The organism is Aminobacter sp. SR38 (genome assembly GCF_014843375.1).
Classification (GTDB): Bacteria; Pseudomonadota; Alphaproteobacteria; order Rhizobiales; family Rhizobiaceae; genus Aminobacter; species Aminobacter ciceronei.
Window position 1 is genome coordinate 3,484,660 of record NZ_CP062112.1, and the last position, 22,073, is coordinate 3,506,732.

The window sequence follows — 22,073 nt, forward strand, 5'->3', positions numbered from 1 at the left end:
CACAAATTAGGTTGTTTCAATGGCGGGCGCGAGGGTGAATTTTTCGTAAACGCCGTGTTGATCAGGCGATGCGTCGGAACCTTGCTGCAAAGAAGCCATCCAGGCCGGAGATGGCGGCATTGCCGATGTCGAGGCCAGCGGGCGTGGTGCGCAAAAAGCCGGTGGCGGTGACGAAATCGTCGATGCCTGCGACCTCGCCTGTCCGAATCGGGTCAAGTTCGACCTTGGCCTTGTGATCGGCGAGGAAGCCGGCAACGAGCGCTTCGCCTTCCTCGGGATCAAGCGAGCAGTTGGAAAAGACGATTCTGCCGCCAGGTCTCACCAGCTTGACGGCGCGGTCGAGCAAAGCGCGCTGGACGCCGGCGAGCTTGGTGATGTCGGCAGGCGACTTGGTCCACAACACGTCGGGATGGCGGCGCACCGTGCCGGTGGACGAGCAGGGCGCGTCGAGCAGGACGGCATCGAACAGCTCGGCCGGCTCATAAGTGAGAATGTCGGCATTGACCTTGTCGGCGTCGAGGCCAAGGCGCTCGAGATTGCCGGCAAGACGGGCGAGGCGGTTCTTCGAGGCTTCGACCGCTGTGACCTTGGCGCCGGTGAGCACGAGCTGTGCCGTCTTGCCGCCGGGGGCAGCGCAGAGGTCGGCAACGCGCTGGCCGGTGACGTCGCCGAACAACTTTGCCGGCAATGCGGCAGCGGCGTCCTGGACCCACCAGGCGCCTTCGGCGAAGCCCGGGAGTTCGGCGACGGGGCCGGAGAGGCGTTCGATCCGGATCGTTCCGGTGGGCAGCACGGTGCCGCCCAGTTGCTCCGCCCACTTGGCCGGATCCGCCTTGGCGGTGAAATCGACCGGCGCCTCGATGCGATGCGCGGCGAGGATCAGCTTTGCCTGTTCGAGGCCGTAGGCCGCCGTCAAGCGCTCGACGAACCAGTCCGGCGCGTCACTTGTCGTTGCCAGCATTTCGGGCAGTTCGGCGTCCTTGGCACGCGCAAGGGTGCGCAGCACGCCATTGACCAGGCCGGAGAAGCGCACGGTGCGCGGGTCGGCCTTGGCGTGGGTGACGGCGAGGTCGACGGCGGCGCTGTCGGGAATGTCGAGGAACAGGATCTGGGCTGCCGCGACATGAAGGATGTGGGTGAGAACAGTCGCGTTGGCCGGCAACGGCTTTTCCAGCCGGCGCGCCAGCAATTTGGCGATGGTGACTCGATGACGAAGCGCGGTGGCCAGGATGGCGCGGACCAAGCCGCGGTCACGCATGTCGAGCGCGCGGAACTGCGGGTGGCCGTGTTCGTGATCGGTCAGGCCGTCGAGTGGGGTCCCGGCGTCGATCGTCGCGGCAAGCAGGCGGGCGGCCGCCATGCGCGCAGCGATGCCGGGGACATCGGGAACGGTGGACGGGCGACTGCCCTTGGCATTGCCTGAGCGTGCGCGGTTTCGCTTGTCGTCGCGCTGACCGCCGCTCACGACCTCGGGCCTTTCGGCCCGGTCGGATTGCGGCCCCAGGGGCCGGACGGACGTGGCTGTTCGGGCGCGGACTGCTCGGCAGGGCGACCGCCCCACGGACCCTGCGGGCCGGAAGGTGCCGAGGGCTGCGCCGTCGGCTGGGGTGCCGTACGCTGGGCTGGACGACCGACACCCTCGTTCGCCATCGCCTGCAGGGCGGCGATGCGGTTTTCTGTATTGGGGTGGGTCGAGAAAAGATTGTCCATGCGCTCGCCGGATAGAGGATTGATAATGAAGAGGGGAGCCATCGCAGGATTGCGCTCGGCTTCGGGGTTGTGGATGCGTTCGACGTTGCGGGCGATCTTGTCAAGGGCCGAGGCGAGCCAGAGCGGATTGCCGCAGATCTCGGCGCCGCGCCTGTCGGCCGAATATTCGCGGGTCCGGCTGATCGCCATCTGCACCAGCATGGCGGCAAACGGCGCCACGATCATCGCCACCAGAACGCCGACGAAGCCGAGCGGATTGTTGTTGTCGCGGTTGCCACCGAAGAAGAAGGCGAAGTTGCCGAGCATCGAGATCGCACCGGCAAGGGTCGCGGTAACGGTCATGATCAGCGTGTCGCGGTTTTCGATATGGGCGAGCTCGTGCGCCATCACGGCGGCGACTTCCTCATGGCTGAGGCGCTGCAACAGGCCGGTGGAAGCGGCGACGGCGGCATTTTCGGGATTCCGGCCGGTGGCAAAGGCGTTGGGCTGCGGGCTGTCGATCAGATAGACCCTGGGCATCGGCAGGCGGGCATTGGCGGCAAGGCCACGCACGATGGCGTAATATTCAGGTGCGTTGCGCTCGTCGACCTCGATGGCATTGTTCATGCGCAGGACCAACTTGTCGGAATTCCAGTAGCTGAACAGGTTCATGCCTGCCGCGATCAGGAAGGCGATGGTCATGCCGCCGTAGCCGCCGATCAGATAGCCGACGCCCATGAACAGCGCCGTCATGGTCGCCAGAAGCATCGCCGTCCGCATCATGTTCATCGTTCACTCCGTCCTTTTCCGCGCGCGCCAGGGTCGATCACGGCTGTGCGCTTCGCTATATGATGGGAGAGACGAGGGTGCGTTTCAATCATTTCCGAGGAATCCCATGGACGACGCCAAGCTGCAGACCGATCTGGAAACGCCTGCGCCAAGGCAGCTTTCGCCGGCGGCCAAGCGTGCGCTCGCCGAAGCGGAAGCGCGCCGCGAGGCCTACAAGGCCGAAGAAGCCAAGCTGCCGCGCGAGATCGGCGGCCGTGGCGGCAAGGAGCCCGGGCGCTATGGCGACTGGGAAATCAAGGGCCTGACCAGCGACTTCTGACGCGGCTGGGTCGGGTCTTCCTTGCACGACTGCGATGGAACCGAAATCGCGAGCCGGTCGTTCTCCAAGGGACCGTGCAAGGAGCTGCCATGACCAGGATGATTTCGGGACTCGCACTTGTTGTGCTGCTGGGTGCCGTGCCCGCGCAGGCGCAGACCAAGGAACCGGCGGTGCCGCCGCAGAATTCGCTCAAGCTGTCCGAGATCATCGCCAAGATCGAGCAGCGCGACCAGTTCCACTACATCTCCGAGATCGATTGGGAGAGCGAAGGCTATTACGACGTGACCTACTACACATCCGACAAGGCCAAGGTGGAGATCAAGGTCGATCCTGTCAGCGGCGAGCCGAGGTTGTAGTTTCGCAACGCCTGCTCTCGGGCGTATTGCTCAATCGACGACATAGGAATAAATACCTTGAATGGATTCGAATCCGCTCAAGGTTATTTCGGTGCTGGTTTGTGTCGGCCTTGCCTCTCCCGTAGAAGCCAAACGGCGGGACAATTTCGCCGGGCCGGTCAGCGCGCGCGTCGTCGAGGTGATCGACGGCGACACGCTCCTGGCCGAGGCCGAGATCTGGCCCGGGCAGACGCTGCGGGTGAACATCCGCATTCGTGGCATCGACGCACCGGAGATGAAAAGCCGGTGCGTGGATGAACGAACCGCGGCACTGGCGGCACGAGCAGCCTTGCCCGGCTTGTCGCTGAGGGTCCGATAAGTCTCTCCAATATCGGTGGCGCCAAATATTACGGCCGTGTGCTTGCCGACGTCAGCACCGGAGACGGTGAGGGGGTCGCCAAGGCAATGCTCGAAGACGGGCTGGTGCGCGCTTATGGCGGCGGCAAGCGGGACAGCTGGTGTAGGTGACCCGATCTGGCACAGGCTCTGTGTGCCGAAGTGAGGCGGCGCCAGCGGTGCTGCCGTCACCATGGTGAATGAGCGGTAAACAAGCCCGCCGGTTTGCAAGCGGGTTAACCCCACATTCACCATGTGGATCAGTGATCTCAATGAAAATCAATGACTTGAAGCGGTGATGCCGCCGTGCCCGGCTGAATGGGCGGCCGCGGCCGATTTCCTGCTTTGCCCTTGCCAGAGGCACACAGGCGGCGGGGCAGGACATGCGGAAATTTCAGGCACTGGCACGGGCGGCAAGGCGTTTCACCGGAGACAGCAGCGGCAACTTTGCCATTCTTGGCGGCGTCACCATTTCCATTCTTGCCATGGCAGCCGGCTACGGCATCAACACCGCGCAGTTGTTCAACGTGAAGTCGGGTCTGTCGCAGGCGGTTGATGCCGCGGTGACGTCGACCGCCCGCGATCTGACGACCGGCAAGATCAAGCTCGAGGATGCGGACGCCACAGTCCGGGCCTTTCTCGAGGCCAATGCTGGCCGTCTGCTGGCGCCGGGCGAAAAGGTCGAGTTGAACAAGGTGACAGTCGACAAGCTCGCCGGCACGGTGGAGGCGTCGGCCTACATCGACGTCAATGTGTTCTTCCCGTTGTTCGGCACGTCCAACCGTCAGCGTGTCGCCGCGTCGACGGCGTCACTCTATTCCGACAAGCGCATCGAAGTGGCGATGATGCTCGACGTGACCGGGTCGATGCAGGGTCAGAAGATCAAGGATTTGAAGATGGCGGCAAAGAATGCGGTCGACAGCTTCCTGAAGGGCGAGAAGACGCCCGCAGGCGAACCGCGCGTGCGCATGTCGCTGGTGCCCTACGCAAACTCCGTCAACACGGGCGATCTGGCGTCAAGCTCTGTGTTTGTTGAACGCAGTCGTGCTGATCGCAAGCAAGCGCCAGCCAATACCGATGCGAAAGCAGTTTCGAGCGCGCCGCGCCCCGACAATTGCGCCACCGAGCGCAAGGGTGATTACCGGTACACCGATGCTGGCCCCGAACTTTCGATGGTCAATCGCGATTATCTGATCGACGACTATTCCAGAGAATACAACTACACCCCAACCTGTCCCACTGCGAAGGTGGTGCCACTTACCGAGGACGGCAAGAAGCTCAAAACCGAGATCGACGCCTTTGTTGCCGATGGCGGCACCGCCGGGCATATCGGCATCCAGTGGGCCTGGTACACCTTGTCGGAAAATTGGGCGGGGGTGTTTCAGAAGTCGGAGCGGCCCGAAAAGGCCGACCCGGAAAAGGTGGCCAAGTTCGCGATCCTGATGACCGACGGCGAATTCAACCTGTCCTATTTCGACGTTTCCGATGGGAAGAGCGCCTACAATGCGAGCGGCAAGACAGCGACCCGCACGGCAGCCAAGACATTGTGCAAGGAAATGCGAAAGAAGGGCATCGAGATTTTCACCATCGGCTTCAAGCTCGACACCGCGGCTGCGAAGCAGACCATGAAAGACTGCGCTTCGCCAGACGGTGTGGTGAAGCGTTATTTCGAGACCTCGAACGGCAAGGAACTCGATACTGCTTTTCAGACAATCGCTCAGAACATCGAGCGGCTGGTGCTGACCAAATAGCAGGACGGTATGCGCCGAAAGGAAAAAGGCCGCCCTTCTTGCGAAGAGGCGGCCTTTCCGTGTTTCCGTCCATGGCGCGGCTCAGGCTGTTACCAGCCGCGCTTCTCGCGCCTTAACGGGAAGACTGCTTCCCGAAAGGGCAATCCGCTGAGGCCACGTTCTGGAAAACGAAATCACTCGACATCGGATCACCTCCTTTCAGTTCGTTGAACACTTGAAGAAGGTGGGGTCTTTCCATCGATTTGGCAAGTGCGACCATGGCACTAGACAATTGGTACGACATCATGCTGCGAGACTGTGCTTTTCCTGGAACACCTCGCGTGCGGCGAACAGGCCGTTGAGGGCCGCCGGAAAGCCGGCATAGACCGCCATCTGCATGATGGTCTCGACGATCTCGTCGCGGCTCAAACCGACATTCAGTCCCGCCTGGATGTGCACCTTGAGCTGCGGCGCAGCATTGCCGAGCGCGGTCAGGGCGGCGATCGTTGCGATCTCGCGCGACCTCAAGTCGAGGCCGGGGCGTGAATAGATGTCGCCGAACGGAAACTCGATGATGTAGCGGGCGAAATCGGGGGCAATGTCGGCGAGAGACTCGACGACCTTCCGCCCGCCTTCGCCGTCGATGTCAGAGAGTGCGCGCGTGCCGCGCTCGAAGCGGCTTTCGTTGTTGTTGTCCATTGGTCTCGATCCTTTGTTCTGCATCGGCGTAGCCCGATATCTTGGCGTCGAGAACGAGGAGGTTGGCTTGAAGATCGGCGACATTGGCCAGGACCTTGTCGCGGTGCCTTTCCAGCAGGAGGCGACGCTCGGCTTCGCTAGCCTCACCCTGCTGGCGAAGCCGGGCATAACGCAGCATCTCGCGGATCGGCATGCCGGTGGACTTGAGCCGGCCGAGGAACTCGATCCAGGTGAGGATCGAGGCGTCATAGTCGCGTTGCCCCGAGGCGTCCTTGTCGGCCACGGGCAACAGCCCGATCTGCTCGTAGTAGCGGATCGTGTAAGCGGTCAAACCGCTGCGCCTGGCAAGCTCACCGATCTTCATCATCAACCTTGTCTCGTTACGACGCTCGCGATGCTAGGTGTTCGAGCGCACTCTAAGTCAAGGCCTGTCCTTCATGCCTGCCGGGCGCGGGCGCTTTGCCTGCTCAGTCGGCGCGTCCGGCGCGCGTGTCGAGCCCGCGACCCGGCCGCCAGACAGCGTCAGGCTTGGTCCACAGCACCGGGTCGACGATCAGCTTGGCGAGTTCGCGCGCCTGCAGATCAAGGAAGCGCTCGCCCTTCTCGGCCGAGCCCTTGGCCGGAACGCCCCATGTGCCGGTATTGGGCGCGCGCTCGGAGAACGAGTAGAAGCGATGGGCACCATGCGGCGCCTCGTTCTTGCCGGCCTCGTTGGTGAAGGCCAACTCGAATTTGTCCGGTTTCACCGTGTCGGGCGAGATCGCCAGCATCACTGACGCCTCGCCTTCGCAGGCATGCTTGGGACCGTTGTCGGTCTCGAACAATGCTGCCGTCTCCGCCGGCGCCAGCATCCAGGGCGTGGTGTAGACGATCGGCATGGCGAACTCGACGGCAAGCTCGCGTGTCGACATCGCCAGCGGGTCGATGTTGCCGCCATGGCCGTTGACGATCAGCAACCGGGTAAAGCCGATAGCCTTCAGCGACCGGACGATCGATTTCAGCACATGGAAATAGGCGGTGTAGTCGAGGCTGATCGTGCCGCCGAACGGCAGATGGTGTTCGCTCATGCCAAGCCAGAGGCCGGGCAGCACGGCGAGAGGCACCTCATCGGCGACCAGGCGCGCGCCGCGCCGGGCGGCGGCCTCGGCGCTGGCCGTGTCGGTAATGACAGGCAGATGCGGGCCATGCTGCTCCAGTGAGCCGACCGGCAGGATCGCCATGGCGTTGCCGCGCGCGGCGATCTCGCGCAGGTCCGGCGCGGTCATGCGCGCCCACTCAACTTCTCGTGCCATCTGGCAGCTCCTCTCAGGAATTTTCGTATAGGAAAATTCTTTTTCTGATGCGAGGAGTTGTCAATAGGTGACTTCGAGCAGTCATTGGACCAGCGGTCCGTGCATCGCCGAAGCAAAAACCCCCGCATCGGTGATGCGGGGGTTGGAGGTTCATCAGGCCCGCTTGTTCTGGCGGTTGGCGACGAGGTCGTCGACGACGGCCGGATCGGCCAGCGTCGAGGTGTCGCCGAGCGCGCCGAAATCGTCCTCGGCGATCTTGCGCAGGATGCGGCGCATGATCTTGCCCGAGCGGGTCTTGGGCAGGCCCGGCGCAAACTGGATCTTGTCGGGCGAAGCGATGGCGCCGATCTCCTTGCGGACATGGGCGACGAGCTCCTTGCGCAGGTCCTCGGTCGCCTCGATGCCCGACATCAGCGTGACATAGCTGTAGATGCCCTGGCCCTTGATGTCGTGCGGGTAACCGACGACGGCGGCTTCCGAAACCTTGTCGTGGCTGACCAGCGCCGACTCGACCTCTGCGGTGCCCATGCGGTGACCCGAGACGTTGATGACGTCGTCGACTCGGCCGGTGATCCAGTAGTAGCCGTCGGCGTCACGGCGGCAGCCGTCACCGGTGAAATACTTGCCCTTGTAGGTGGCGAAATAGGTCTGGATGAAGCGTTCGTGGTCGCCATAGACGGTGCGCATCTGACCCGGCCAGGAATCGGTGACGCAGAGATTGCCGTCGGCGGCACCCTCGAGCACATTGCCTTCGTTGTCGACGAGCTCCGGCTTGACGCCGAAGAACGGCCGCGTCGCCGAGCCCGGCTTGAGGTCGGTTGCACCAGGCAGCGGCGTGATCAGGATGCCGCCGGTCTCGGTCTGCCACCAGGTGTCGACGATCGGCACCTTCTTTTCGCCGACGACGTTGTAATACCACTCCCAGGCTTCCGGATTGATCGGCTCGCCGACCGAACCCAGAACGCGCAGGCTCTTGCGCGAAGCCTTCTTCACATGCTCGTCGCCGGCGCCCATCAAAGCGCGGATGGCGGTGGGGGCGGTGTAGAAGATGTTGACCTTGTGCTTGTCGACGACGTCCCAGAAGCGTGAGGCGCTGGGGTAATTGGGCACACCCTCGAACATCAGCGTGGTGGCGCCGTTGGCGAGCGGGCCATAGACGATGTAGCTGTGGCCGGTGACCCAGCCGACATCGGCCGTGCACCAGTAGATATCGCCGTCATGGTAGTCGAAGACATATTGGTGGGTCATCGAGGCGTAGACGAGATAGCCGCCGGTGGTGTGCAGCACGCCCTTGGGCTTGCCGGTCGAACCCGAGGTGTAGAGGATGAACAACGGATCCTCGGCCTTCATCTTCTCGGGCTTGCATTCGGCTTTCACCGAGCGGACCTCGTCGTGGTACCAGTGGTCGCGGCCGGGCGCCCAGCCGACCTTGCCGCCGGTGCGGCGCACCACCAGCACGTCCTTGACCATGACATGGTGCTTGGCGGCAATGTCGATTGCCTTGTCGGTGTTTTCCTTGAGCGGGATCGCCTTGCCGCCACGCAGGCCCTCATCAGCGGTGATGACGAAGGTCGATTCGCAGTCGACGATGCGTCCGGCCAGCGCATCGGGCGAGAAGCCGCCGAAGACGATCGAATGGATGGCGCCGATGCGGGTGCAGGCCAGCATCGCATAGGCAGCCTCGGGGATCATCGGCATGTAGATGGTGACGCGGTCGCCCTTCTTGACGCCGTGCTTCTTCATCACGTTGGCGAGGCGGCAGACATGCTCGTAGAGCTCGTTGTAGGTGATCTTCTTGTCGTCGTAAGGGTTGTCGCCTTCCCAGATGATGGCGGTCTGGTTGCCGCGCTTCTTCAGGTGGCGGTCGATGCAATTGTAGGAGACGTTGGTCAGGCCGTCCTCGAACCACTTGATCGACACCTTGCCGTCGAAGGAGGTGTTCTTGACCTTGGTGTAGGGCTTGAACCAGTCGATGCGCTTGCCGTGCTTGCCCCAGAACTTGTCGGGGTTCTTGACGCTCTCGCCATACCATTTCAGGTAGGTATCGTTGTCGATCAGCGCATTCTTCTTCCACGCCGGCTGAACGCGGTGGACACGGACTTCGGACATTTCTCTCCCTTCCTCCCGGAAACGATCCGACGGCTCCTTGCGGCCGGCGGACGGCGGCGTTGGAGCCGCGTTGGCGCGCATTATTAGCAATTCGCGCCGCCTCACAATATTAGACCTTGGATTTGGCTGTGGTCTTTCCGTAGCGGCAAATCGCCGCCGCTATATAGCTATCAGCAATGGCTGAGGTCGAGTGCTAAAGTGCTGATTTCTTGGAACTATCATATGCGCATTCTGTTGTTTTAGCAGACGGTTAACCATCGCGGCGCAGACTTTGGCCGTGGAGGAGCTGTTCGATACGGAAGGCCAGCATGCGCGACGCTTCTGAACTGGAACTGATGCTCAAGGGCTACGGCCTGACCACGGCCGAAATCCTCTATCACCTGCCCGACCACCCACATGTGCTGCAGACATTCATCTGGCAGGACTACGACCTGGCGCCGAAATTTCCCGTCCTGTTCGGCTTCATCGAGTTCTGGCGGACAAAGCTCGAAGGCCCGCTGCACTCGGTGCACTACACCCACCGCAAGCTGATCGCGCCCAACGAATGGCGCAAGGTCGACGGCGAGTTCGTGCTGCTGCACTGAGCCTTCCCGTCGGTTCGCCTATCTCATTGATCGACAGCGATTTTTCACGCGATGACGGTCGCCGGCGCAAGGTTCTGGCACAAATCAATTGCGGCTTTTGCGGCGCTGGGCCGATTGCAGGACGCTCCCCGGGCCGCTATCCCGCCCTCCAGAGTTCCCGTCGAATCCTTGAGATCGGCGGGTATAAGGGAGAACTACGATGAACATGAAGATCCTTGCGGGCGTCTCGCTCGCCGCGCTGATGGCCTTCGGCTCCACCGCGCATGCCGACATCACCATCGGCCTCGTCGCCCCGCTGACCGGTCCGGTCGCCGCCTATGGCGACCAGGTCAAGAACGGCGCCCAGGCTGCCGTCGATGTCATCAATGAAAAGGGTGGCATCCTCGGCGAGAAGATCGTGCTGAAGCTCGCCGACGATGCCGGCGATCCAAAGCAGGGCGTCTCGGCTGCCAACCTGCTGGTTGGCGAAGGCGTGAAATATGTCGTTGGCCCGGTGACTTCGGGCGTTGCGATCCCGGCTTCGGACGTCTTTGCCGAAAACGGCATCCTGATGGTGACGCCGACGGCAACCGCGCCGGACCTGACCGCACGCGGCCTGACCAACGTGCTGCGCACCTGCGGCCGTGACGACCAGCAGGCCGAAGTTGCCGCTGCCTACGTGCTCAAGAACATGAAGGACAAGCGCGTCGCCGTGATCGACGACAAGGGCACCTACGGCAAGGGCCTGGCCGAAGCCTTCAAGAAGGCGATCAATGCCGGCGGTCTGACCGAAGTGCAGCAGAACTCGCTCAACCCGGGCGAAAAGGACCTTTCGGCACTGATCACCCGTCTCAAGGCCGACAATGCCGAAGTCATCTACTTCGGCGGCTATCACCCCGAGGGTGGCCTTCTGGCGCGCCAGCTGAAGGACGGTGGCGTCAACGCCGTCATCATCGGCGGCGAAGGCCTGTCGAACACCGAGTTCTGGGCGATCGGCAACGAAGCCGCTGCCGGCACGCTGTTCACCAATGCGACCGACGCACTGAAGAACCCGGCCTCGGCCGAGGCGGTCAAGGTTCTGACCGACAAGGGCATTCCCGCCGAGGCGTTCACCCTCAACGCCTATGCTGCCGTCGAGGTGCTGAAGGCCGGCATCGAAAAGGCCGGCAAGGCCGACGACGCCGCAGCTGTTGCCGCCGCGCTCAAGTCGGGCGAGCCGATCTCCACCGCCATCGGTAACCTGACGTATGGCGAAACCGGCGACCTGACTTCGCCGAGCTTCTCGCTGTTCAAGTGGGAAGGCGGCAAGATCGTCGCCGCGGAGTAACTTCCGGGCTAGGCAGAAACGAAAAGGCCGGGATGCAGATCCCGGCCCTTTGTGTTCGTGGCTGCTGGCATCTCAGCGGGTGCCGAAGATCGCCGAGCCGACCCGCACGCTGGTGGCGCCGAATGCAATCGCAAGTTCGTAGTCGCCCGACATGCCCATCGAAAGCTTCGCGACATCGGCTTCGCGCGCCAGTTTTTCCAGCAGGGCAAAATGCGGGCCGGGGTTTTCGTCAGCCGGCGGGATGCACATCAGGCCTTCGATGGCGAGGTTGTGGACCTCGCGGCAGCGCTTGACGAAGGCGACCGCTTCGCGTGGCTCGATGCCGGCCTTTTGCGGTTCGGAGCCGGTGTTGACCTGGACGTAGAGGTTCGGCGACCGGCCCTGCTTCTCGATTTCCCGGGCGAGCTCGGCGGCAATCTTCTCGCGGTCGACAGTCTCGATGACGTCGAACAGGGCGACCGCCTCCTTGGCCTTGTTGGATTGCAGCGGGCCGATCAGATGAAGCTCGATGTCGGAAATCTCCGCCTTCAGCTGCGGCCACTTGCCTTGCGCTTCCTGGACGCGGTTTTCGCCGAAGACGCGCTGTCCGGCCTCGATGACGGGGCGGATGTGCTCGGCATCGAAGGTCTTGGAGACCGCCACCAGCACTGTCGAGCCCTCTGGCCTGTTGGCCTCGCGCTCGGCCGCACCTATCTTATGCTTCACCAGAGTGAGCTGTTCGACCGACTTTTCCATGCCGCTGGCCCTGCTGCTTTTTGCCCGCCTCCAGCCTGCCGGAGTTGACGGGTCCGGGAATCCATGATGAACACCCGGCAACGATTTCCTGAACCGCGGGTTTTCGCCCCGGTCCATGCACGCTTTTAAGTGAAAAACATCCGATGGCAACCGAACGATACAATCCGCGCGCGTCCGAACCCAAATGGCAGAAGGCCTGGGGCGAGGCAAAGCTCTTCGAGACCGACAACGACGATCCCCGGCCGAAATACTACGTGCTGGAAATGTTCCCCTATCCGTCGGGGCGCATCCATGTCGGCCACGTCCGCAACTACGCGATGGGCGACGTCGTCGCGCGCTTCCGCCGCGCCATGGGCTACAACGTGCTCCATCCGATGGGCTGGGATGCCTTCGGCATGCCAGCGGAAAACGCTGCGATGAAGAACAAGGTCCATCCCAAGGACTGGACCTACCAGAACATCGCGACGATGCGCACGCAGCTGAAGTCGATGGGCCTGTCGCTCGACTGGAGCCGTGAGTTCGCCACCTGCGACGTCGACTATTACCACCGCCAGCAGATGCTGTTCATCGACTTCGTCGAGAAGGGACTGGTCACCCGCAAGTCGTCCAAGGTCAACTGGGATCCCGAGGACATGACCGTGCTGGCCAACGAGCAGGTCATCGACGGACGCGGCTGGCGTTCCGGCGCACTGGTCGAACAGCGTGAACTGACGCAGTGGTTCTTCAAGATCACCGATTTTGCACAGGACCTGTCGGACGCGCTCGACGGCCTCGACGAGTGGCCCGAGAAGGTCAAGCTGATGCAGCGCAACTGGATCGGCCGTTCGGAGGGGCTGCTGATCCGCTGGCCGCTGGCCGCCGGTACCGCACCTGCGGGTGAGAACGAACTGGAAGTCTACACGACGCGTCCGGACACGATCTTCGGCGCCTCCTTCATGGCGATCTCGGCCGACCATCCGCTGGCCAGGAAGGCCGCCGAGAGCAAGCCCGACCTCGCCGCCTTCATGGACGACGTGCGCCGCATGGGTACGTCGGTGGCAGCGCTTGAAACGGCCGAGAAGAAGGGCATGGACACCGGCATCCGCGTCGTCCATCCGTTCGACCCGAGCTGGACGCTGCCGGTCTATGTCGCCAATTTCGTGCTGATGGACTACGGTACGGGCGCCATCTTCGGCTGCCCTTCGGGCGACCAGCGTGACCTCGATTTCGCCAACAAGTATGGCCTGCCGGTGGTTCCTGTCGTGATGCCGGAGGGCGGCGATGCCGCGACCTTCCAGATCACTGAGGAGGCCTATACCGACGATGGCGTGATGATCAATTCGCGCTTCCTCGACGGCATGAAGCCGGAGGCGGCGTTCAACGACGTTGCCACCCGTCTCGAGCAGATCTCGATCGGCAATCGCCCGATGGGCGAGCGCAAGGTGCAGTTCCGCCTGCGCGACTGGGGCATTTCGCGCCAGCGCTACTGGGGCTGCCCGATCCCGATGATCCACTGCGAGGATTGCGGTGTCGTGCCGGTGCCGAAGGCCGATCTGCCGGTCAGGCTGCCCGACGACGTCGAGTTCGACCGTCCGGGCAATCCGCTCGACCGTCACCCGACCTGGCGCCACGTCAACTGCCCGCAATGCGGCAAGGCGGCACGCCGCGAGACCGACACGATGGACACGTTTGTCGATTCGTCGTGGTATTTCGCGCGCTTCACCGCACCTTGGGAAAACGAACCGACCGATCCGAAGGCCGCCAATGAGTGGCTGCCGGTCGATCAGTATATCGGCGGCATCGAGCATGCGATCCTGCACTTGCTCTATTCGCGCTTCTTCACCCGCGCGATGAGCAAGGCCGGCCACCTCGACCTGTCCGAACCCTTCAAGGGCCTGTTCACGCAAGGCATGGTCGTGCATGAGACCTACCGTCTCGGCAGCGGCCCGAACGGCGAGTGGGTTTCGCCGAGCGACGTCAAGATCGAAGAGACCGACGGCAAGCGGCGGGCGACGCTGGTTGCGACCGGCGAGCCGGTGGAGATCGGCTCGATCGAGAAGATGTCGAAGTCGAAGAAGAACGTTGTCGACCCCGACGACATCATCGCGAGCTATGGCGCCGACACTGCGCGCTGGTTCGTGCTCAGCGATTCGCCGCCCGAACGTGACGTGGTGTGGACCGAGGCCGGCGTCGAGGGCGCGCATCGTTTCGTGCAACGCGTCTGGCGCCTGGTGTCCGAATCGGCGGAGGTGCTGGCCCAAGCGGAAGCCAGGGCAGCCGGCGAAGGCGATGCGGCGGCCGTCTCGAAGGCGGCGCACAAGGCGCTGAAGTCGGTCGGCGAGGACATCGGCAAGCTCGCCTTCAACAAGGCCGTTGCGCGCATCTACGAGCTGACCAACACGCTGCAGGGGCCGCTTGCCGACGCTGCCGCCGGCAAGGCTTCGGCCGAGATGGTCTCGGCGCTGCGCGAGGCTGTCGACATCCTGATCGTGATGATCGCGCCGATGATGCCGCATCTGGCCGAAGAGTGCTGGGCAGCGCTGCAGGGCGATGGCCTGGTTGCCGATCGTCCGTGGCCAAAGTTCGATGCAGCACTCGTCGTCGACAACGAAATCACTTATCCGGTCCAGATCAACGGCAAGAAAAGAGCTGATTTGACAATCGCCCGCGACGCAGATCAATTGACCGTCGAAAAAGCGGCGCTGGCACTGGAAGCAGTGCAGAAGGCGCTGGATGGGAAGTCGCCGCGCAAGGTGATTGTTGTGCCGCAGAGGATCGTCAATGTCGTTGCCTGAGGCGCGGAATTCTGCCCGTTCGTTGCGTGTTGCTGCGCGTCTGGCTTTGGTTGCCACGCTTGCACTGGCATCTGCCTGCACCGTGCGTCCGCTTTATTCGGACGGTCCGGCACAGGCGGGTGTCGAGGCCGGCACGGCGACACAACTGGCCTCGATCAACATCAAGCCGGTCAACACCCGCTACGGCCAGGAAGTCCGCAACCATCTGATCTTCATGTTCAATGGCGGTGCCGGCCAGCAAGCAGCGGCGCCATACAGGATGGATCTGGCGGTGACAGCGTTGAGCGAATCGGCGCTGCTCGCCGCCGTGACCACCAAGGACGACGAGCCCACCACCGGCACGATGACCCTGACCGGCACCTATATCATCACCGATATCAAGACCGGCAAGCGTATCGCTTCGGGCAAGCGCAACGTCTCGGCGTCGTTCGACCGGCCGCGCCAGGAGTTCGCCACGCTGCGGGCGCAGCGTGATGCCGAAAACCGTGCGGCGCGCGAACTGGCCGAACTGCTCAGGCTGGCCATCGCCCAGGACATGTCCAAGGGCTGACGCCCTCTTCAAAGGGATGGGTCGATGCGGCTGACATCCTTTTCGGCCGCAGGCTATCGATCGCTGCGATCGATCCGGCTCGACATCGGCCAAGTCTCGATTTTCGTCGGCGAGAACGGTGTCGGCAAGTCCAATCTCTATCGGGCGCTGCAGCTCATCAAGGCGTCCGCCGAGGGAACGCTGGCGCGCGAGATCGCCGGCGAGGGCGGCATGAACTCAGCCCTGTGGTCGGGCACTCGCCGCATCGGGCAGCCGGCCCGCGTGATCATCGACGCTCAATTCGTCGATGACGAGACGGCCGTGTGCTATGCCTACAAGGTCGAGATCGGTCTGCCGCCGCCGCTGTCGGCGGGTTTCGCCTTTGAACCGCACGTCAAGGAAGAGAGCCTGACCATCGAGGCAGGACGTCGACCGGTCGAGATGATGTCGCGCAAGGGGCAGGCCATTTTTGCCCGCGACGGAGACGGTCGCCGGGTCGAGCACCCCGAACGTGTCCTGAACTCAGAAACCGCGCTGGCTCTGCTCGGCAGCGCTGGCCGCTATCCCGAGGTTGGCGACATGCGCGCCGCCGTTGCCGGCTGGCGATTCTATCACGGCTTCCGCACGGACGCAGATTCGCCGGTGCGGCGGGCAGCACTTGCAACGACGTCGCCCATGCTCGACGAGGACGGCGCCAATCTGGCGGCCGTCTTTGCAACGCTGAGGCATATCCGCGAGGACACCGTCGATCTCGACCGCTGTATCGCCGATGCGCTTGGCGGTGCACAACTCGACGTGCCCGTGCCGGGAGAAACCGCGACATTCGGGCTGGTGTTGCCCGAATTCCCGCAGCGTGTGTTCAGGCCGCAGGAACTGTCGGACGGCCAGACCCGCTTCCTGGCGCTGGCGGGTGCGCTTTTGTCCTACAGGCTACCGAAACTCATTGCGCTCAACGAGCCCGAGTCGAGCCTGCATCCGCGCATGATGCCGGCACTCGCCGACATGGTCGCGCGGGCCGCCGAGCGCACGCAGGTGTGGGTGGTGACACATTCGCGCGAGCTTGCCGACCTGATCCGAGACCGCACCGGGTCGCGGGCGCTGACGGTGGTGCGCAATGAAGGTGCGACGACGATCGAAGGCATGCGCGCGACAGGGCAGATGCCCGACGACGATTGATGCCGGCTCAGGCACGCGCAACGCGCCGCTTCACCAACGTCCAGCCGAGCGTCATCCCGGCGGCGGCGATCAGGATCGCTGCGGCGCCGAGCAGCTGCAGCGGCTGCAGACGATGGCCAAAGGCCAGGAAGTCGGCCAGGATCGCAACGACTGGATAGATGAAGGACAGCGCCCCCACGAGGTTCGTCGGCAGCTTCTGGATCGCGCCGTAGAGCAGGATATACATCACGCCGGTATGGACGACGCCGACCGCGACAAGCAGCGTCCAGGTCTTCGCGCCGACCGGAAGCGCGGCGGAGTTGGCGAAGGGCGCGAGCATGAGGATGCCGACGGTCACCTGGATCAGCGCGATCAGATGCGGCGGCACACCCTTGAGCTTCTTGGTGATGATCGCCGCGATGGCGTAGAAGAAGGCAGCACCCAGCGCCAGCAGGATGCCGCAGAGATAGTCGGTGCCGACGGCGCCGGCGTCCGGCTTGGACTGGACGATCAAAAGCATGCCGCCAAAGGCGATGCCGAGCCAGCTCAGCTTGGTCAGCGTCAGCCGCTCGCCGAACAACGTTGCCCCGAGCGCCACCAGCATGAAGGGCTGGGTGTTGTAGACGGCGGTCGCGATCGAGATCGAGGCGCGCGGGAAGGCCGCGAACAGCAGGATCCAGTTGGAGACTATAGCGACACCGCCGGCCGCGGCCCAGCCAATCTGGCGGCGCGTCATCACCTCGGGCCTGAACAGGCCGAGTGCGGCGCAGACGATCAGCAGGGTGATGGCGCCGAAGGCGCAGCGCCAGAACACCACATCCATCACCGGCTGGCCGGACAGGACGACGAACAGCCCGATCGTTCCCGAAATCACCATGGCGGCGGTCATTTCGACGGTTCCGCGCATCTTGTCCGACATGTCCCTGCTCCCTTGTTAGGCTGGGCACATTCTGCGCGGTCGCAGGGCGGAAAAACATGGCATTGAAGAGACGCTTTCTCGGTTCTCCCTGATAATGTAAGGTTGATGAATGATTTTGCCTTTGAGGTGAAAAATGCTTGATGACATCGACCGGCGCATGGTCGAAACCCTGGTCGAGGACGCCAGGATTTCCCTGAAGGAACTGGCCCAGAGGGTCGGGCTGTCGTCCCCGAGCGCATCGGAACGGCTGAAGCGGCTGGAGGAGCGTGGCGTCATCCGCGGCTTTACTGTCGATGTCGACCCGGCGGCGCTTGGCTACACGCTGCAGGCCATCGTCCGCATCCGGCCGCTGCCGGGCAAGCTGCATGTGGTGCAGGACCTGATCCAGCAGATCCCGCAATTCTCCGAATGCGACAAGGTGACTGGCGACGACTGCTTCGTCGGGCGGCTGCACATCCGCTCCATCGACGAGCTCGACACGATCCTTGACCGCATCGCCGACAAGGCGGAAACCAGCAGCTCGATCGTCAAGGCGCAGCCGGTCAAGCGCAGGCTGCCGCCGCTTCTCTGAGCAGCAGACACAAAAAAGCCGGCGCTGATGGCGCCGGCTTTCGTCGTTCTGGCTGGAAGATCAGCCGATCTTCTGGCCGGTCTTGGCCCAGTCGGCCAGGAACATCTCGAGGCCCTTGTCGGTCAGCGGGTGCTTGACCAGTGCCTTCAGCGTTGCCGGCGGGATGGTGGCGACGTCGGCGCCGATCAGGGCGGCGCGCTTGACGTGCTCCGTCGAGCGGATCGAAGCGGCCAGGATCTCGGTGTCGAAGCCGTAATTGTCATAGATGTGGCGGATCTCGGCGATCAGCTCCATACCATCGACGGCCATGTCGTCGAGACGGCCGATGAAGGGCGAAATGAAGGTGGCACCGGCCTTGGCGGCGAGCAGGGCCTGGTTGGCGGAGAAGCACAGCGTGACGTTGACCATGCGGCCCTCCGAGGTCAGCGCGCGGCAGGCCTTGAGCCCGTCCAGCGTCAGCGGCACCTTGATGCAGATGTTGTCGGCGATCTTCGACAGCACCGCCGCTTCCTTCATCATCTCGGCATATTCGGTGGCAGCGACTTCGGCCGAAACAGGGCCTTCGACGATGTCGCAGATTTCCTTGGTCACTTCGGCGATGTTGCGGCCGGACTTAAGGATCAGCGACGGATTGGTGGTGACGCCGTCGAGAAGGCCGAGCTCGTTGAGCTCGCGGATGTCCTTCACGTCGGCGGTGTCGACGAAAAACTTCATAACTGTCTCCTTGGTGATGGAAGGGTGCCTCAGGCACACCGCACATGTCGGCCTTTGCTCTAAACCAAGTTCGGGGCAAGGTCACGCGTCATGACCGCCGATTCGCCAAGAACCAGGGCCGCCCCCGTGCTGGTGCCGATGCCGGCCGAGCGCGCCTACTCCTATGCCGTTCCCGACGGCATGCAGGTGGTGCCCGGCTCGATCGTGCGCGTGCCGCTCGGCCCGCGCGAGGTGGCAGGCATCGTCTGGGACGGACCGGTCGAAGCGGTCGATCCGAAGAAGCTCAGGCCGATTGCGCATGTCTTCGATTGTCCCCCCGTCAATGACGAGATGCGCCGGCTGGTCGACTGGATCGCCCACTACACCCTGTCGCCGCCCGGCATGGTGGCGCGAATGATCCTGCGCGCGCCCGAGGCCTTCGATCCGGAGCCCTGGACGGAAGGGCTCAAGCGCAGCGACGGCGAGCCCGACCGAATGACTGCGGCGCGCGCCCGTGTGCTCGAAATGGCCAATGACGGCATAGCCTGGACGCGCTCGGGCCTGGCGCATGCTGCCGGCGTTTCCTCCACCGTCATCGACGGGCTGAGGGCGCAAGGCGTATTCGAGACGGTGATGATCCCGCCGCGCCCGGTGGTGGCGCCGCCCGATACGTCCTACACCAGCGCAGAGCTCACCAACGACCAGGAGGCAACCGCGGCAAGCTTGCGCGCCCAGGTCGAGGCCGACAAATTCGCGGTCACGCTGATCGACGGCGTCACCGGCTCGGGCAAGACGGAAGTCTATTTCGAAGCGGTGGCGGCGGCGCTCGACAAAGGCAAGCAGGTGCTGATCCTGCTGCCTGAAATCGCGCTGACGCAGGCCTTCCTCGAGCGCTTCCAGAACCGATTTGGCACCAAGCCCGCCGAGTGGCATTCGGACCTGCCGCCAAGGATGCGCGAGCGCGTCTGGCGCCAGGTCGCCGAGGGTGGCGTGCGGGTGGTGGCTGGCGCCCGCTCGGCCCTGTTCCTGCCGTTCAACAATCTCGGGCTGATCGTCGTCGACGAAGAACATGACCCTGCCTACAAGCAGGAGGACCGCGTCTTCTACAATGCCCGCGACATGGCCGTGGTGCGGGGCCATATCGGCGGCTTTCCTGTCGTGCTGGCGTCAGCCACGCCGTCGGTCGAGAGCCGGGTCAACGCCGAGCAGGGCAAGTATGTGCGTTCGGTGCTTTCAGCCCGTTTCGCCGAGGCGGCGCTGCCACAGCTGGCGACGGTCGACATGCGGCGCTCGCCACCGGCGCGCGGCGGCTTCCTGTCGCCGGTGCTGCTCGGCAAGATGCGCGAAACCCTTGGCCGGCAGGAGCAGTCGCTGCTGTTCCTCAACCGGCGCGGTTATGCGCCGCTGACGCTCTGCCGGGTCTGCGGTCACCGCTTCGGCTGCCCGGTCTGTTCGGCCTGGCTGGTCGAGCATCGCTTTCGTGGCCAGTTGGTCTGCCACCATTGCGGCCACAACGAGAAACGGCCCGAGGCCTGCCCGGAATGCGGCACCTTCGATCATCTCGTCGCCTGCGGGCCGGGCGTCGAACGCATTGCCGAGGAAGTGGTTTCGCATTTCCCCGACGCGCGCACCATCGTGCTGTCCTCGGACATGCTGGGCGGCGTGAAACGGCTCAGGCTGGAACTGGAGGCGATCGCCAATGGCGAAGCCGATATCGTCATCGGTACCCAGCTCGTCGCCAAGGGGCACAACTTTCCGAACATGACGCTGGTCGGCGTGGTCGACGCCGATCTTGGCCTCGCGAATGGCGACCCGCGTGCCGCCGAGAGGACCTATCAGCTGTTGTCGCAGGTGACCGGCCGGGCAGGGCGCACCGGCAAGAAGAGCCTTGGCCTGCTGCAGACCTTCCAGCCGGACCATCCGGTCATGCGGGCGATTGTCTCGGGCGATTCGGAGGCCTTCTACGATCGTGAGATCGCCGAGCGCGAGCGTTCCGCCCTGCCTCCCTACGGCCGGCTCGCCGGCATCATCGTCAGCGCGGCAACGCGGCCCGAGGCCGAGAGCCATGCGCGTGGTCTGCGCCGCGCAGCCCAGGTGGCGCAGGATGTCCATGTGCTCGGGCCAGCGGAGGCGCCGCTGGCGCTCATCGGCGGCCGCCATCGCTTCCGTTTGCTGGTCCAGGCCGACAGGAAGGCCGACATACAGGGCTACATCCGCGCGCTGCTTGCCGCCGGGCCCAAGCTGCGCGGATCGGTGCGCGTGCAGGTCGACATCGATCCGCAGAGTTTCCTGTGATCAGGCCACGGGCCGGGTGATCATGCCGAGCAGCGGCGGCGTCGCTGCAGGGCCGTACATGGTTTTTTCCAGCACATAGCCGCCCGCCTTGAGGCGCACCTCGATGGCGTGCGCGATAGCTGAGATCTGGCCGGCGCTTGGCGGCTCGAAGAACAGGTACAGTTTGCCCTCCGGGGCGAGCAGCGACCGGATCAGCTTGAGTTCGCGCGCCGCCTCCAGCCAGAACAGGTTGACGTTGATGGCGAAGATCTTGTCGAAGTGCCGACCGCCACCGCTCCAATCCGCGAGTGCCCCCTGCGCCAACGCTGCCTTGCCGGCCGATATCGCCGCGCGATTTCTCTCGTCGGCGGAGCTTACGGCGCTGTCCGAGCGATCGAGCCCGATAATGTGACCATCGGTCAGCAGCGGCGTGATTTCAGCCATGGCGATGCCCCGCCCGCAGCCGATTTCCAGCAGCCTGTCGCTTGGCTGAATGCCGAGGTGACTGATCGCCCAGACTATTCGCGCCGGTATGGCCATGGTCGCCTCCATCAGGCCCGCCGACCGCAGCATACTTGTTTCGGCCGTTCACACCAGTTGCGCTCTGGCGCTCGACACACCGTCGGATATGATCCCTGTGGATTCGAGGCCTGACCGGAGGGGAAATATGGAGTTCGCATTTCCGTGGCCGGCGAGCCAGGGCGAGTGGCTGGCGTGGAGCTCGGCGGCGGTCACGCTGCTGTTCGGTGTCATCCTGTTCTTTGCCCCGAGAATCGCCTTCCGCCTGCTCAGGCTGCAGGCAAGGCCGGACAATCCGGAAGCCATCGCCCAGGGGCGCGCCACTATGGCCGGCTTCTTCCTCGGGGTTGGGCTGTGCGCGATTCTGCTAGCCCAGCCATTGCTTTACATGGCGCTCGGCGTGTCGTGGCTGTTCACTGCCTTCGGCCGGATCGTCGCCATGATGTCGGACGGTGCCAACACCCCATACAATTGGGTGGCGATCGTTGTCGAACTGGCGCTGGCGGCCCTACCCCTTGGGTTTGTTTTCGGCTTCTGGCCGTGAATCGCCGTCAAGCCACAGCTCCGATGCGCAAGATGCGACAATAGTGCCTCAAAAGCCTGTTAGAGGACGTGTTGCGGTCCTCAAAAGCCTGTGCTAGACGGCAATCGACTTT

Annotated in this window: 22 protein-coding genes; 12 read left to right on the forward strand and 10 right to left on the reverse strand. The window is 63.7% G+C overall.

Annotation, left to right across the window (positions count from 1 at the left end):
- Window positions 1–61: 61 nt before the first annotated feature.
- Complete coding sequence (locus IG197_RS16995) at window positions 62–1,465, reverse strand: RsmB/NOP family class I SAM-dependent RNA methyltransferase (protein WP_246765174.1); 1,404 nt, start codon at window positions 1,463–1,465, stop codon at window positions 62–64.
- On the reverse strand, window positions 1,462–2,478 hold the full coding sequence (gene htpX, locus IG197_RS17000; protein ID WP_192313619.1) for a zinc metalloprotease HtpX: 1,017 nt from the start codon (window positions 2,476–2,478) through the stop codon (window positions 1,462–1,464). The genes IG197_RS16995 and htpX overlap by 4 nt, the downstream gene beginning before the upstream one ends.
- 106 nt (window positions 2,479–2,584) lie before the next feature.
- Between htpX and IG197_RS17005 the strand changes: the two genes are divergently transcribed.
- From IG197_RS17005 to IG197_RS17020, 4 genes are all read left to right on the forward strand, one after another.
- The gene (locus IG197_RS17005) at window positions 2,585–2,797 is read left to right on the forward strand and encodes a DUF1674 domain-containing protein (protein WP_067956515.1); all 213 of its coding nucleotides are present in this window, start codon (window positions 2,585–2,587) and stop codon (window positions 2,795–2,797) included.
- Window positions 2,798–2,886: 89 nt separating this feature from the next.
- Entirely contained in the window at window positions 2,887–3,153 is a 267-nt protein-coding gene (locus IG197_RS17010; protein WP_067956516.1) for a PepSY domain-containing protein, read from the forward strand.
- A gap of 61 nt (window positions 3,154–3,214) precedes the next feature.
- Window positions 3,215–3,511: a thermonuclease family protein gene (locus tag IG197_RS17015; protein WP_246765175.1), complete on the forward strand. Its 297-nt coding sequence runs from the start codon at window positions 3,215–3,217 to the stop codon at window positions 3,509–3,511.
- A 400-nt stretch (window positions 3,512–3,911) separates the two neighbouring features.
- Window positions 3,912–5,279, forward strand: a complete 1,368-nt coding sequence (locus tag IG197_RS17020) for a pilus assembly protein (RefSeq protein WP_192313621.1) — start codon at window positions 3,912–3,914, stop codon at window positions 5,277–5,279.
- A 282-nt stretch (window positions 5,280–5,561) separates the two neighbouring features.
- On the opposite strand, the gene IG197_RS17025 is transcribed toward IG197_RS17020, so the two are convergent.
- The 4 genes from IG197_RS17025 to acs form a co-directional block, all read right to left on the reverse strand.
- Entirely contained in the window at window positions 5,562–5,957 is a 396-nt protein-coding gene (locus IG197_RS17025) for a carboxymuconolactone decarboxylase family protein (RefSeq protein WP_192313624.1), read from the reverse strand.
- A complete protein-coding gene (locus IG197_RS17030) occupies window positions 5,905–6,321 on the reverse strand; it encodes a MerR family transcriptional regulator (protein WP_154386241.1) in 417 nt (138 codons plus the stop codon). The genes IG197_RS17025 and IG197_RS17030 overlap by 53 nt, the downstream gene beginning before the upstream one ends.
- Window positions 6,322–6,424: 103 nt before the next feature.
- On the reverse strand, window positions 6,425–7,249 hold the full coding sequence (locus tag IG197_RS17035) for a creatininase family protein (protein ID WP_192313627.1): 825 nt from the start codon (window positions 7,247–7,249) through the stop codon (window positions 6,425–6,427).
- A gap of 153 nt (window positions 7,250–7,402) precedes the next feature.
- Window positions 7,403–9,358: an acetate--CoA ligase gene (gene acs / locus IG197_RS17040; protein WP_192313630.1), complete on the reverse strand. Its 1,956-nt coding sequence runs from the start codon at window positions 9,356–9,358 to the stop codon at window positions 7,403–7,405.
- A gap of 308 nt (window positions 9,359–9,666) precedes the next feature.
- Between acs and IG197_RS17045 the strand changes: the two genes are divergently transcribed.
- Window positions 9,667–9,942, forward strand: coding sequence for an usg protein (locus tag IG197_RS17045; protein WP_067956529.1), 276 nt, complete (start codon window positions 9,667–9,669; stop codon window positions 9,940–9,942).
- 205 nt (window positions 9,943–10,147) lie between these two features.
- A complete protein-coding gene (locus IG197_RS17050; protein ID WP_371746553.1) occupies window positions 10,148–11,248 on the forward strand; it encodes a branched-chain amino acid ABC transporter substrate-binding protein in 1,101 nt (366 codons plus the stop codon).
- A 72-nt stretch (window positions 11,249–11,320) separates the two neighbouring features.
- Here the strand turns inward: IG197_RS17050 and IG197_RS17055 are convergent, their stop codons facing one another.
- Window positions 11,321–11,983, reverse strand: a complete 663-nt coding sequence (locus IG197_RS17055) for a YggS family pyridoxal phosphate-dependent enzyme (protein WP_067956533.1) — start codon at window positions 11,981–11,983, stop codon at window positions 11,321–11,323.
- Window positions 11,984–12,126: 143 nt separating this feature from the next.
- On the opposite strand from IG197_RS17055, the gene leuS reads away from it, so the two are divergent.
- Genes leuS through IG197_RS17070 form a run of 3 tightly spaced genes read left to right on the forward strand, consistent with a single transcriptional unit; the run spans window position 12,127 to window position 16,462 of the window.
- Window positions 12,127–14,757 carry a leucine--tRNA ligase gene (leuS, locus tag IG197_RS17060; protein ID WP_192313636.1) on the forward strand — a complete coding sequence of 877 codons (2,631 nt, stop codon included), beginning with the start codon at window positions 12,127–12,129 and terminating at the stop codon, window positions 14,755–14,757.
- Window positions 14,744–15,307, forward strand: a complete 564-nt coding sequence (lptE, locus tag IG197_RS17065; protein WP_192313639.1) for an LPS assembly lipoprotein LptE — start codon at window positions 14,744–14,746, stop codon at window positions 15,305–15,307. Before leuS ends, lptE begins: the two co-directional genes overlap by 14 nt.
- A 24-nt stretch (window positions 15,308–15,331) precedes the next feature.
- A complete protein-coding gene (locus IG197_RS17070; RefSeq protein ID WP_192313641.1) occupies window positions 15,332–16,462 on the forward strand; it encodes an AAA family ATPase in 1,131 nt (376 codons plus the stop codon).
- Window positions 16,463–16,469: 7 nt separating this feature from the next.
- On the opposite strand, the gene IG197_RS17075 is transcribed toward IG197_RS17070, so the two are convergent.
- Window positions 16,470–17,360, reverse strand: coding sequence for a DMT family transporter (locus IG197_RS17075; RefSeq protein WP_192313644.1), 891 nt, complete (start codon window positions 17,358–17,360; stop codon window positions 16,470–16,472).
- A gap of 133 nt (window positions 17,361–17,493) precedes the next feature.
- On the opposite strand from IG197_RS17075, the gene IG197_RS17080 reads away from it, so the two are divergent.
- The gene (locus IG197_RS17080) at window positions 17,494–17,931 is read left to right on the forward strand and encodes an Lrp/AsnC family transcriptional regulator (RefSeq protein WP_067956542.1); all 438 of its coding nucleotides are present in this window, start codon (window positions 17,494–17,496) and stop codon (window positions 17,929–17,931) included.
- Between the two features lie 60 nt (window positions 17,932–17,991).
- Here IG197_RS17080 and fsa read toward each other — a convergent pair whose 3' ends face one another.
- Window positions 17,992–18,645, reverse strand: coding sequence for a fructose-6-phosphate aldolase (gene fsa, locus IG197_RS17085; RefSeq protein ID WP_067956544.1), 654 nt, complete (start codon window positions 18,643–18,645; stop codon window positions 17,992–17,994).
- 90 nt (window positions 18,646–18,735) lie between these two features.
- Between fsa and IG197_RS17090 the strand changes: the two genes are divergently transcribed.
- Window positions 18,736–20,919: a primosomal protein N' gene (locus IG197_RS17090; protein WP_192313647.1), complete on the forward strand. Its 2,184-nt coding sequence runs from the start codon at window positions 18,736–18,738 to the stop codon at window positions 20,917–20,919.
- Here IG197_RS17090 and IG197_RS17095 read toward each other — a convergent pair whose 3' ends face one another.
- Entirely contained in the window at window positions 20,920–21,438 is a 519-nt protein-coding gene (locus IG197_RS17095; RefSeq protein WP_192313650.1) for a cyclopropane-fatty-acyl-phospholipid synthase family protein, read from the reverse strand. It abuts the gene before it with no gap.
- Between the two features lie 127 nt (window positions 21,439–21,565).
- On the opposite strand from IG197_RS17095, the gene IG197_RS17100 reads away from it, so the two are divergent.
- Window positions 21,566–21,961 (forward strand): DUF4345 family protein, encoded by a 396-nt coding sequence (locus IG197_RS17100; protein WP_067956549.1) that lies wholly within the window; start codon window positions 21,566–21,568, stop codon window positions 21,959–21,961.
- Window positions 21,962–22,073 lie beyond the last annotated feature (112 nt).